The sequence below is a fragment of the Chimaeribacter sp. YP20170169 genome (assembly GCF_056739715.1).
The window spans coordinates 3,858,304-3,870,655 of sequence record NZ_CP176824.1; the positions used below are offsets into that span (position 1 = coordinate 3,858,304).

General features: G+C 58.3%; 11 protein-coding genes. 7 read left to right on the forward strand and 4 right to left on the reverse strand.

All coding sequences use genetic code 11. The features are described from left to right. Positions 1-2 precede the first annotated feature (2 nt). The 3 genes from rbsA to kup form a co-directional block, all read right to left on the reverse strand. Positions 3-1,508 (reverse strand): ribose ABC transporter ATP-binding protein RbsA, encoded by a 1,506-nt coding sequence (rbsA, locus tag ACK3SD_RS17595; protein ID WP_481127581.1) that lies wholly within the window; start codon positions 1,506-1,508, stop codon positions 3-5. Between the two features lie 7 nt (positions 1,509-1,515). Continuing rightward, positions 1,516-1,935, reverse strand: coding sequence for a D-ribose pyranase (gene rbsD / locus ACK3SD_RS17600; RefSeq protein ID WP_481126329.1), 420 nt, complete (start codon positions 1,933-1,935; stop codon positions 1,516-1,518). Positions 1,936-2,131: 196 nt separating this feature from the next. Next, positions 2,132-4,000 carry a low affinity potassium transporter Kup gene (gene kup / locus ACK3SD_RS17605; protein ID WP_481126330.1) on the reverse strand — a complete coding sequence of 623 codons (1,869 nt, stop codon included), beginning with the start codon at positions 3,998-4,000 and terminating at the stop codon, positions 2,132-2,134. 263 nt (positions 4,001-4,263) lie between these two features. Here kup and ravA point away from each other — a divergent pair, with 263 nt between their 5' ends. From ravA to rsmG, 6 genes are all read left to right on the forward strand, one after another. Further along, positions 4,264-5,772, forward strand: coding sequence for an ATPase RavA (ravA, locus tag ACK3SD_RS17610; protein WP_481126331.1), 1,509 nt, complete (start codon positions 4,264-4,266; stop codon positions 5,770-5,772). Between the two features lie 3 nt (positions 5,773-5,775). After that, positions 5,776-7,236 carry an ATPase RavA stimulator ViaA gene (gene viaA, locus ACK3SD_RS17615; protein WP_481126332.1) on the forward strand — a complete coding sequence of 487 codons (1,461 nt, stop codon included), beginning with the start codon at positions 5,776-5,778 and terminating at the stop codon, positions 7,234-7,236. Positions 7,237-7,317: 81 nt separating this feature from the next. Then, entirely contained in the window at positions 7,318-7,779 is a 462-nt protein-coding gene (gene asnC / locus ACK3SD_RS17620) for a transcriptional regulator AsnC (protein ID WP_137764818.1), read from the forward strand. A 91-nt stretch (positions 7,780-7,870) separates the two neighbouring features. Continuing rightward, complete coding sequence (gene mioC / locus ACK3SD_RS17625) at positions 7,871-8,314, forward strand: FMN-binding protein MioC (RefSeq protein WP_481126333.1); 444 nt, start codon at positions 7,871-7,873, stop codon at positions 8,312-8,314. 387 nt (positions 8,315-8,701) lie between these two features. After that, complete coding sequence (gene mnmG, locus ACK3SD_RS17630) at positions 8,702-10,591, forward strand: tRNA uridine-5-carboxymethylaminomethyl(34) synthesis enzyme MnmG (protein ID WP_481126334.1); 1,890 nt, start codon at positions 8,702-8,704, stop codon at positions 10,589-10,591. Between the two features lie 120 nt (positions 10,592-10,711). Further along, positions 10,712-11,332 (forward strand): 16S rRNA (guanine(527)-N(7))-methyltransferase RsmG, encoded by a 621-nt coding sequence (gene rsmG / locus ACK3SD_RS17635; protein WP_481126335.1) that lies wholly within the window; start codon positions 10,712-10,714, stop codon positions 11,330-11,332. A gap of 99 nt (positions 11,333-11,431) precedes the next feature. On the opposite strand, the gene ACK3SD_RS17640 is transcribed toward rsmG, so the two are convergent. Then, the gene (locus ACK3SD_RS17640) at positions 11,432-11,752 is read right to left on the reverse strand and encodes a hypothetical protein (RefSeq protein ID WP_481126336.1); all 321 of its coding nucleotides are present in this window, start codon (positions 11,750-11,752) and stop codon (positions 11,432-11,434) included. Positions 11,753-11,965: 213 nt separating this feature from the next. On the opposite strand from ACK3SD_RS17640, the gene atpI reads away from it, so the two are divergent. Next, positions 11,966-12,349, forward strand: a complete 384-nt coding sequence (atpI, locus tag ACK3SD_RS17645; protein WP_137764822.1) for a F0F1 ATP synthase subunit I — start codon at positions 11,966-11,968, stop codon at positions 12,347-12,349. Positions 12,350-12,352: the final 3 nt, after the last annotated feature.

The window sequence follows — 12,352 nt, forward strand, 5'->3', positions numbered from 1 at the left end:
GCTTATTCCTGTGTTGCGCTGTGTTGCTTGCCGACGGCCGCGGCCATCAGCACCTCTTGTGTCGCCTGCCCACGGGCAAACTCGCCACTGATACGCCCTTCATGCATGACCAGAATGCGATCGCTCATGCCGATCACCTCCGGCATCTCTGAGGAGACCAGAATGATGCTCAGCCCCTCCTGCTTGAACTGGTTAATCAGCTGGTAGATCTCTTTCTTCGCGCCGACATCCACCCCGCGCGTCGGCTCATCCAGAATCAGCACCTTTGGGCGCGTCATCAGGCCGCGGGCGATGGCCACCTTTTGCTGGTTGCCGCCGGAGAGCAGGCCAATCGGCTGCTCCATTGAAGGGGTTTTGATATTGAATAGCTGGATAAAGTCGCTGACCGCCTGCCGCTCGTCGGCATGGCGCAGCCGCCCGACCTCTTTGCTGAAGTAGCGCAGGGCGGTCAGTGACATGTTCTCTTTCACTGACATGCCGAGCACCAGCCCGTCACGTTTGCGGTCTTCAGAGATGTAGACGATGCCAGCCGCCAGCCCCGCCTGTGGGGTACGCGCCGTGACGGGCTGACCATCCAACTCCACGCTGCCGCCGGTACGGGGCAGCGCGCCGTAGAGGATCTTCATCAGCTCGGTGCGGCCCGCGCCCATCAGCCCGGAGATACCGAGGATCTCGCCGCTGTGCAGGGTAAAGCTGGCCTGTTCCACCCCCGGCCCACGTACGCCGTTTACCACCAGCCGCGTTTTGCCGCGTGGTTGGGAGAGGTGCGGGTACTGGTCTTCCAGCTTGCGGCCAACCATCATCTCAATCAGCGACTCCTCCTCCAGCGAGGAGACCGCGCGCTCAGCAATAAACTGGCCGTCACGGAAGACCGTCACGTCATCGCAAATCTCGAAGATCTCCTTCATCCGGTGGGAGATGTAGACGATACCGCACCCCTGACTGCGCAACTCCCGGATGACGCTGAACAGCGAGGCGGTTTCGGTATCAGTCAGGGCGTCGGTCGGCTCATCCATGATGATGACCCGCGAGTTAAAGCTCAGCACCTTGGCGATCTCAACCATCTGCTGGTCGCCAATCGACAGCTCGCCCACCAGCCGGTGGCTGCTGTGGCGCACGTTGAGGCGCGCCAGCAGCCTGCCAGCCTCACTGTGCATACGCGCCCAGTCGATGCCACCAAACCGGTTTACAAACTCGCGGCCTAAAAAGATGTTCTCCGCAATGGTCAGCTGCGGGATCAGGTTCAGCTCCTGATGGATGATGCCGATGCCCGCCTCCTGGGAGGCTTTCGGCCCGGCAAAACGGGTCTCCTCTCCCAGATAGCGCAGGCTGCCTGCTTCCGGCTGGTAGATGCCGGTCAGCACTTTCATCATGGTGGACTTGCCGGCACCATTTTCGCCCACCAGCGCCATCACCCGGCCCGGATAGACGGAGAGCGCGGCGCCCGACAGCGCCTTGACGCCGGGGAAGGATTTCTCAATGCCTTTAAGTTGCAGTAACGCGTCCATAAAGACCTCAGAAGGTGACGCCAGCACAGAGAATGACGTTGGCATAGGGCGAGCACTCCCCGGTGCGCACGATGGCGCGGCTCTGGGTGCTTTGCGCCTTGAATGCCTCGTGGTGGATGTAGTCGACCACCACCGCTTTGCCCTGCCGCTCGCCCAGTTGCACCAGATGGCTCAGCAGTTGCTGGTGGATGGCCGGGTTCTGCTCGACCATCTCCACGGCCAGCAGCGCGCGCTCAACCTGCATCTCTTGGGTAATCACCCCGAGAGTGGTCATGAAATCAGGCACGCCGTGGGTCAGCGCCAGGTCAATGCGCCACGCGCTATCCGGGATAGGCAGGCCAGCATCGGCAATGACCAGCTGGTCGGTATGCCCTAGCTGGGCAACGGCATAGGAGAGATCGGCATTTAGTAGGGCGCTCTTTTTCATTTTTGTGCTCCGTCAGCGAAACGTTTCGATAGCGGAGTGTAAAAAATCGGCGTCAGAAGGCAAAAGGATTGAGAGAGAAGTGTGATCGCCATCGAAACGTTTCGCTGGCAGCAGGGGAACACGCGGCAAAATTTGACTTAGTGCCACATCGTCTGACAGCAGGCAAGAAAAAGGGCCTCCGTGGAGGCCCTAGTCACTAAATCTCGACCTGGGTGCCCAGCTCGATCACCCGGTTGGGCGGGATCTGGAACTGGTCTGGCGCACGCAGGGCATTGCGGCTCAGCGTCATGAACAGTTTGCCGCGGATGCGCAGATACCACGGGCGTTTGCCAAGGATCAGCGATTCGTGGGACATAAAGAAGGAGGTCTCCATCATCCGGCAGGGCAGTCCCTCCAGCCCGCAGCGGTGGAAAATCTCCTCGACGTTCGGCGTCTCCTTGAACCCGTAGCTGGCCACCACCCGCCAGAAGGTGGGCGAGAGCTGCTCAATGCTGACGCGACGGACGTTATGCACAAAGGGCGCGTCCTCGGTGCGCAGCGTCAGCAGCACCACGCGCTCATGCAGCACCTTATTGTGCTTCAGGTTATGCAGCAGGGCGAAGGGGATGACATTGATGGCACGCGACATATAGACCGCGGTGCCCGGCACCCGCACCGGCGGCGACTTCTCCAGCGAGGCAATCATCGCCTCCAGCGAGTTGCCGTGCTCATGCATCCGGCGCAGCAGGCGGAAGCGCTCGCTTTTCCAGGTGGTCATGATGACGAACATCACCAGCCCCAGCGTCAGCGGCAACCAGCCGCCGGAGAAGAGCTTGGCGGCATTGGCGGAGAACATTGGCACATCAATCGCCAGCAGGATCACCAGCAGCGCGCCCACCAGCACCAGATTCCAGTTCCAGTTCTTGCGCGCTACCACACAAGAGAGGATGGAGGTCAGCACCATGGTGCCGGTCACAGCAATGCCGTAGGCCGCGGCCAGGTTACTGGAGTGCTGGAAGCTGGCAATCACAATCACCACCGCCACGTAGAGCGTCCAGTTGATCACCGGGATGTAGATTTGGCCGGACTCCATCTCCGAGGTATGGATGATGCGCATCGGCGGCAGGTAGCCCAACCGCACGGCCTGACGCGTCAGGGAGAAGACGCCGGAGATCACCGCCTGCGAGGCGATGACCGTCGCCAGCGTTGCCAGCACCAGCAGCGGCACCAGCGCCCAGTCCGGGGCCAACAGGAAGAAGGGGTTTTTGATCGCCGAGGGGTTCTGCAACAGCAGCGCGCCCTGACCAAAGTAATTCAGCACCAGAGAGGGCAGTACTGCGATGAACCACGCCAAACGGATCGGTTTTTTGCCAAAGTGGCCCATATCGGCATACAGCGCCTCCACCCCAGTGATGGAGAGCACCACCGCGCCGAGCGCGAAGAAGGAGAGCGCCTTGTGATCAATAAAGAAGCTGACCGCCCAGGCCGGGTTCAGCGCCTGCAACACGTCCGGGTTGCCCATGATGCCGCGCACGCCCAGCGCCGCCAGCACCAAAAACCAGACCAGCATCACCGGGGCGAAGAACTTGCTGACGCTACCGGTGCCGTGCTTCTGGATCATAAACAGCAGTGTCAGCACCACAATCGAGCAGGGGACGATATATGCCTCCAGCGATGGCGCGGCGATCTCCAGCCCCTCAATCGCGGACATCACCGATACCGCCGGGGTGATCACCACCTCACCATAGAAGAAACTGCCGCCAATCAGGCCCAGAATGACCACCGTAGCCGTCAGGCGGGCGGAGGTGTGCCGCCCGGCCAGTGACATCAGGGTCAAAATCCCCCCCTCCCCGGCGTTGTCGGCCCGCAGGACATAGGAGAGGTACTTCAGCGAGACGACCAGAATCAGCAACCAGAAGATCAGGGAGAGGAAGCCGAATACCACATCGGGACGCACATCAAAGCCGTAATGCTCAGAAAAACACTCCCTCAAGGTATAGAGGGGGCTAGTGCCGATGTCGCCGTAGACCACCCCAATGGCGGCCAGGGTCATGGCTGACAGTGACTTTTTATGCTCTGTGCTCATAACTCGTTTCTTTTGCTAGAACATCTATAAGCGATGCGTGCGCCAGTTTCAGAACGCCCATCAAAAAGCACACAGTATGCATGAATTACCGCTAATGCCCATCGATAAATCGCGGCCTTTACTGCCAGAATCACAGCGAGCGCCAACTCAATGAGAATAGAAAATTACTGCGAATCAACAAGCTACTGGCGCAAAAAATAACAGTGGATTAATCGCGGGCGGCAAACCAGAATGCCTTAACCGAAAGAAAATGAAGGGTAATTATGGTGCACACAACGGGACTGGCTGAACGCATCGCGCGGCTCAGCAATGCGCTTGAGAGCGGACTGTATGAACGTCAGGATGCCATCCGGCTCTGCCTGCTGGCGGCGCTGTGTGGCGAGAGCGTTTTCCTGCTGGGGCCGCCGGGCATCGCCAAGAGCCTGATCGCCCGCCGCCTGAAGTACGCCTTCCGCCATGCCCGCGCCTTTGAGTACCTGATGACCCGCTTTTCAACGCCGGAAGAGGTGTTCGGCCCGCTCTCCATTCAGGCGCTGAAAGATGAGGGGCGCTACCAGCGCCTGACACGTGGCTACCTGCCAGAGGCGGAGATTGTCTTTCTCGATGAGATTTGGAAAGCGGGCCCTGCCATCCTCAATACCCTGCTGACCGCCATCAACGAGCGCCGCTTCCGCAATGGCGACGATGAGACCGCCATCCCGCTGCGGCTGCTGGTGGCTGCCTCGAATGAATTGCCAGAGGCTGACAGCAGCCTGGAAGCGCTCTATGACCGAATGCTGATTCGGCTGTGGCTCGACAAGGTGCAAGATAAACAGAACTTCCGCGCCCTGCTGACCCAACGCGCCAGCGAAAAAGAGAACCCGGTGCCGGAGAACCTCGCTATTACGGATGAGGAGTTCCACCAGTGGCAGCGGGAGATCCCGGCCATCAGCCTGCCGGACAGCTGCTTTGAGCTGATTTTCCAGCTGCGCGAGCGGCTGGATGCGCAGGAAGAGGCGCCCTATGTCTCTGACCGGCGCTGGAAGAAAGCCCTGCGCCTGTTGCAGGCCAGCGCCTTCTTCAGTGGCCGGCAGGCCATCACCCCGGTTGATCTGGTGCTGCTCAAGGATTGCCTGTGGCACGACCTGAACGCCTACACCGCTTTCCAGCAACAGCTGGAGCAGTTGCTTACCACCCAGGCCTACCAGCAGCAGTCGCTGATCCTACAAATCCACCAGTTGCACCAACAGTGGCTACGCGAGCAGCAGCAACTCAGCGATAGCAAGGCGATCAAAGTCAGCAAAAAAGCCGCCATCTTTAGCCGCACGCCGCACTACGTACTGGAGCTGGTAGGCGAAGAGAAGACGCTGACCCTGTTGCTGCACACCCCGCTGCACCTGCATGAGATCCAGGTGACCCATCTGCTGGTGGAGCGCGACGAGCTGGACAACTGGCTACAAAAGGGCGGCGCGATGCGTGGCAAACTCAATGGCATCGGCTTTGCCCAGACGGTGGAGCTGGAGGTGGATGAGAAGCTGCAACTGGCGGTGCTGGATGTCAGCCGGCAGCGTTCGGTGCTCTCACTGCCGGGCACGCAGTCAGCCGCCGTCTCACCGGAGATTTTGGCCCAGCTGGATACGCTAACTGAGAAACTCGCCCAGCAGCGGCGACTGTTTGCCTCGCACCAACCCTGCCTGTTTGTGCCAGCTGCCTGGCTGGCGAAAATCGAGGGGAGCCTGATGCAGGTGGCGGAGCAGATCAAGAAACAGCGCCAGACCTTCAGCGGGAAATAGCCGATGCTGAGCCTGCATACGCTGGATATGCTGCTGTCGATCAACCAGAGCGAGCTGATTGAGGAGATCATCATCGGCCTGCTGGCCACGCCGCAACTCGCCCTGTTCTTCGAGAAATTCCCGCGGCTGAAACGGGCGCTGCTCAAGGATCTGCCCGCCTGGAAGCAGCGGCTGGCGCGGCGAGTCGATGAGGCCATGGTGCCGCCAGCGCTGACCAAGGAGTTCTACTTCTATCAGCGCAGCATGACCGAAAGTCCCGCCCAATTTTACCAACACCTGCCCGGCATCGTGCGCGATCTGCGGGCGATGGACTCCCCCTTCGCCCCGGAGGCGGAGGTGCTGCTGGAGGGGATAGATCCCAGCCAGAGCCACAGTGACGGCCTGCAAACCCTCTTTATACAACGCTGGCGCATGAGCCTGACCCTTCAGGCCATTACCCTGCACCACCAGTTGCTGGAGCAGGAGCGCGAACAGTTGCTGGCCGAACTGCAACAGCGGCTGGCGATGAGTGGCGCGCTGGCCCCGCTGCTGGCGGAAAATGACAGCGCTGCGGGGCGGCTGTGGGACATGAGCCGTGGCGAACTGTATGCTGGCAACTACCGGCAGCTACTGGATTATGGCGCCTTCCTGCAACAGCAACCGGAGCTGAACCGGCTGGCAGAGCGGTTGGGCCGCAGCCAGGCAGCCAAAAGCGTACCGCAGGACAACGCCGCGATGGAGCCTTACCGCCAGCTAGTACGGGAGCCAGCCACCGTGCCGGAGCAGGTCAGCGGCCTGCACCAGAGCGACGACATCCTGCGCCTGCTGCCGACCGAACTGGCGATGCTGGGGCTGAGCGAGCTGGAGTTTGAGTTCTATCGCCGGCTGCTGGAGAAGCGGCTGATGACCTACCGGCTCCAGGGCGACGCCTGGCAGGAGCGCACCATGATGCGGCCGGTCACCCACCACCACCATGAGGAGCAGCCGCGCGGGCCGTTTGTGGTCTGCGTCGATTCCTCTGGCTCTATGGGCGGTTTCAATGAACAGTGCGCCAAGGCGTTCTGTCTGGCGCTATTGCGCATCGCCCTGGCGGACAAGCGGCGCTGCTTCGTGATGCTGTTCGCCACCGAGATCGTGCAGTATGAGCTGACGGACGCCAGCGGGATCGAGCAGGCGATCCGTTTCCTCGGCCAGCACTTCCGCGGCGGCACGGATCTGGCAGCCTGCCTCTCTGCCACGCTAAAAAAGCTGGAGGATCGCGAGTGGCACGATGCTGACGCGGTGGTGATCTCCGATTTCATCGCCCAACGTCTGCCGGATCCGCTGGTGGATAAAGTGCGAGGCCATCAGCAGAAACGGCAGCAACGCTTCCATGCCGTCGCGATGTCTGCCTATGGCAAGCCTGGCATCATGCGCATCTTTGACCATATCTGGCGCTTTGACACCAGCCTGAAGAGCCGGCTGGTGCGGCGTCTGCACCGCTAGCCAGCGCCTGATAACCATAGCCCTGCCGGTCGAGATCCACTATCTTCTCCCCATTGCATGTCATCACGCAGAGGTGGAAAAGTGACAGAAGTGTACCAAATCGACAATCTTGATCGCGGCATCCTGAATGCCCTGATGGAGAACGCGCGCACGGCCTATGCGGAGCTGGCAAAGGTGTTCAACGTCAGCCCCGGCACCATCCATGTGCGGGTAGAGAAGATGAAGCAGGCCGGCATCATCACCGGTGCCTGCATCCAGGTAAACCCCAAACAGCTGGGCTATGACGTCTGCTGCTTCATCGGCATTATCCTCAAGAGCGCCAAAGACTACCCCTCGGCGCTGAAAAAGCTGGAGAGCCTGGAGGAGGTGGTGGAGGCGTACTACACCACCGGGCACTACAGCATCTTCATTAAGGTGATGTGCCGATCGATCGACGCACTCCAACAAGTACTTATCAACAAGATCCAAACCATCGATGAGATCCAGTCCACCGAGACGTTGATCTCCTTGCAGAACCCGATCATGCGTGCGATCGCCCCCTGACGAGAAAAAGTTCATACCCATATTGTCCACAGGTAGATCCCAACTGATTCACAGCGTACAATACGCCCTCTTTATATCAGGTGGGATCATTATGGCTGACATTACCCTGATCAGTGGCAGTACCCTTGGCAGTGCTGAATACGTCGCCGAACATTTGGCCGAAAAGTTGGAAGATGCCGGTTTCTCCACAGAGACCCTGCATGGCCCGGCACTTGATGAGCTGCCACCGGCGGGCATCTGGCTGCTGGTAAGTTCAACGCATGGCGCAGGTGAACTGCCTGATAACCTGCTTCCCCTGCTGGAGGAGATCGAGGAGCAACAACCCGATCTTTCCCCGATCCGTTTTGGCGCAGTGGGTCTTGGCAGCAGCGAATATGACACCTTCTGTGGCGCGATCAAGACGCTGGAAACCGCATTGATCGCCCGCGGCGCCAAAAAGATCGGCGATCGCCTCGAGATCGACGTGACGGAGCATGAGATCCCCGAAGACCCCGCCGAAGCCTGGCTGATCGATTGGGTTAAATTACTCAAATAAGGTCAAAGATCACGCGATCAGTTGTGGATAACTACCGTTAAAAGCAGGGTAAAACCGGTAGTTATCCCGATAACAACCTGGCCTTCCAAAAGTGCCTGTGTATAAAACCGCGATCAGATCCCAGCTTATACGTTCCAGGATCACCGATCATTCACAGCTAATGATCGTATATAACGCCCTGTATCCCATCAGGAATCGGGAGTTATGCACAGAGGATCGCGATCCTAATAAGAGATCTAATAAAGAGATCTTTAAATAAAAAAGATCTTCTTTTAATTACCTGCGATCCCAGGATCCTAAGTCGCTTGGTTGCAAGACCAAACTTAAGTAGAATCCCCCACCCCAGGGCAAACCACGATCATTCGCATAACCGCGAGGTGCAGTACCATGTTTTATCCAGACCATTTTGACGTCATCATCATCGGTGGCGGCCACGCCGGTACCGAGGCGGCCATGGCGGCTGCCCGTATGGGACGACAAACCCTATTGTTAACGCATAACATTGATACGCTTGGACAAATGTCCTGTAACCCAGCGATCGGTGGCATCGGAAAAGGACATCTGGTTAAAGAAGTGGACGCCCTCGGCGGATTGATGGCCACGGCGATCGATCACGCGGGCATCCAGTTTAGGATACTAAACGCGAGCAAAGGCCCGGCCGTTCGCGCCACTCGCGCTCAGGCGGATCGCGTGCTCTATCGTCAGGCGGTACGCACTGCGCTGGAGAACCAGCCCAACCTGATGATCTTCCAGCAGGCGGTGGAAGATCTGATCGTCGAGAACGATCGGGTGGTGGGCGCCGTCACCCAGATGGGCCTCAAATTCCGCGCGAAAGCGGTGGTGCTGACTGTAGGCACCTTCCTGGATGGCAAGATCCACATCGGGCTGGAGAACTACAGCGGTGGCCGTGCTGGCGATCCTCCGTCGATCCCGTTGGCCCGCCGCCTGCGTGAGCTGCCGCTGCGTGTGAACCGCCTCAAGACCGGCACACCACCGCGTATCGATGCGCGCACCATCGACTTCAGCGTGTTGGAAGCGCAGCATGGCGATAACCCGGCACCGGTGTTCTCGTTCATGGGCAATGCCTCCCAGCACCCGCGCCAGATCCCGTGCTACATCACTCATACCAATGAGCAGACGCATGAGGTGATCCGCAACAACCTGGATCGCAGCCCGATGTACGCCGGGATCATCGAAGGGATCGGCCCGCGCTACTGCCCATCGATCGAAGACAAGGTGATGCGCTTTGCCGATCGCAACGCCCACCAGATCTTCCTGGAGCCAGAAGGGCTGACCAGCAACGAAATCTATCCGAATGGCATCTCCACCAGCCTGCCGTTCGATGTCCAGATGCAGATTGTCCGCTCCATGCGTGGCATGGAGAATGCCCGTATCGTGCGTCCGGGTTACGCCATCGAGTATGATTTCTTCGATCCGCGTGACCTGAAGCCGACGCTGGAGAGCAAATTCATCCACGGCCTGTTCTTCGCGGGCCAGATCAACGGCACCACCGGCTATGAAGAGGCAGCGGCGCAGGGCCTGCTGGCTGGCCTGAACGCCGGCCGTTACGCCAACGAGGATGAGGGCTGGTCACCACGCCGCGATCAGGCTTACCTCGGCGTGCTGGTTGATGACCTGAGCACCCTCGGCACCAAAGAGCCGTACCGCATGTTTACTTCGCGTGCCGAGTACCGCCTGATGCTGCGTGAGGACAATGCCGACCTGCGTCTGACGGAGAAGGGACGTGAGCTGGGTCTGGTTGATGACGCCCGCTGGGCGCGCTACTGCGAGAAAGTGGAGCAGATCGAGCAGGAGCGCCAGCGTCTGCGCAGCCTGTGGGTGCATCCGCACGCCGAGCAGGTGGAGCAGGTCAATGCGCTGCTGAAAGCACCGCTCTCCCGTGAGGCCAGCGGTGAGGAGCTGCTGCGCCGCCCAGAGATGACCTACCAGCAGATGGTCTCCATGTCGGCGTTCGCCCCAGGGCTGAGCGATCCACAGGCGGCGGAGCAGGTTGAGATCCAGGTGAAGTATGAAGGCTACATCGCCCGCCAGCAGGATGAGATCGAGCGCCAACAGCGCAACGAGAACACCGTGCTGCCAGCGGATCTGGATTACCGTCAGGTTTCCGGCCTGTCGAATGAAGTGATCGCCAAGCTGAACGACCACAAACCCAGCTCCATCGGTCAGGCGTCACGCATCTCCGGCATTACGCCAGCCGCCATCTCCATCCTGCTTGTCTGGCTGAAGAAACAGGGCCTGCTGCGCCGCAGCGCCTGATTCTGCCCGCCGCCAGCCTGAAAGCTGGCGGCGGCCTCTTTGCCTTCGCTGCGCTCTGCACTATCATCAGTGGCAAGCTTCATCTCTTGCCATGCTCTACGCTTGCCAAAGGAATTTCCCGTGCTGCAAAAACTCGACTCGCTGCTTAATCAGGCCGGCATTGTGTTGCCCGATCAGCAGAAAAACCAGCTGCTGGCCTATGTGGGTATGCTGGATAAGTGGAACAAAGCCTATAACCTGACCTCAGTGCGTGATCCGGCAGAGATGTTGGTGCGTCACATCCTCGACAGTATCGTGGTCAACCCGCACCTTAAGGGAAGCCGCTTTATCGATGTCGGCACCGGGCCGGGGTTGCCTGGCATCCCATTGGCGATTGTGCGACCCGATTCCCACTTCACCCTGCTGGACAGCTTGGGCAAGCGCGTGCGCTTCCTGCGCCAGGTACAGCATGAGTTAGGACTTACTAACATTACGCCGGTGCAGAGCCGTGTCGAGGCGTTCCCAGCTGAGCCGCCTTTTGACGGCGTCATTAGCCGCGCATTCGCTTCACTGGATGATATGGTCTCCTGGTGCCACCATCTGCCTGCGGCGCAGCATGGGCGTTTCTACGCGCTTAAGGGCGTACGTCCGGATGATGAGTTGGCTGCCATTGAGGGCAGGGCAGGGGTGGAGCAGATTGTTCGCCTGACGGTGCCCGGTTTGGAAGGTGAGCGGCATCTGGTAATATTGAAGCCTGAATAATTTGAGCGATATCAAAAAAAGATAAATCATCTAACCGTTGCCGCCGTTAACATAAGCGTGCTAATTAAAAAAGTGACGGCGGTCTAATTAACGTACATTTCACAGTTTGATAGCAGTGCTATTTTGACTGCCAAAAACTTGGACAAAATAAGCAAAATTGGTAATGAGATTCATTCTCAAATCACTAATGTGAATGTAAAATTTTCGTTGCTTATTTTTAGGTTGAAATGTCAAAGAAAGGTTTAATTTAGGTATTTGCTTTGTATTTAAAGCGTAACGTAATAGCGCCTTGATTTCTAAGGTTTTAAAAAAACCGCTTTTGCGCGTTCGACGGCGAAGCAAACCGACTCGGCGGATTCTGCCGCTATTTTGTGTGATCTTGAGCACATTTATATGAATAGTCCGGTGATAATCAGACAATTATTATCTTCGCCAGAGGCAATAGTTTCCTTAGGAAAATAGCTACACAGGCGTGGATTTAAATAATTGTTCACCTTTTCGCTACTTATCGATTGAATTCGCTTGAGTGAACCGTATAATTTGCTCGGTTTTTGCTGCTTGACTCTGCCATCCAATGGCAGTTTTATACGACACTCAGCATACCTCCACTGAGTTACGGAGAGAACAAACGTCATGTCTGCATCCCTTTACAGCGGGAAGGTTGCCAGAAAACTGCTGTTGGTGCAGTTACTGACCTTTGTTCTGCTCAGTGCCGTATTCGGGCTAAAAGGCCTGGAATGGAGTGTTTCTGCTTTAGCCGGCGGGTTATCCGCCTGGTTACCGAACGCACTGTTTATGCTGTTTGCGTGGCGCCACCAGGCGGATACGCCACTCTCTGGACGCGTCGCCTGGTCGTTCGCCATCGGAGAGGCGTTGAAGGTTGTCATCACCATTGTGTTGTTGATAATCGCCCTGGGAGTGCTCAAGGCGGTGTTTATCCCGCTGGGTGTAACCTATCTATCGGTGTTGTTCACGCAGATATTGGCACCAGCCGTGATTAACAGTTACCGCGCATAGCGG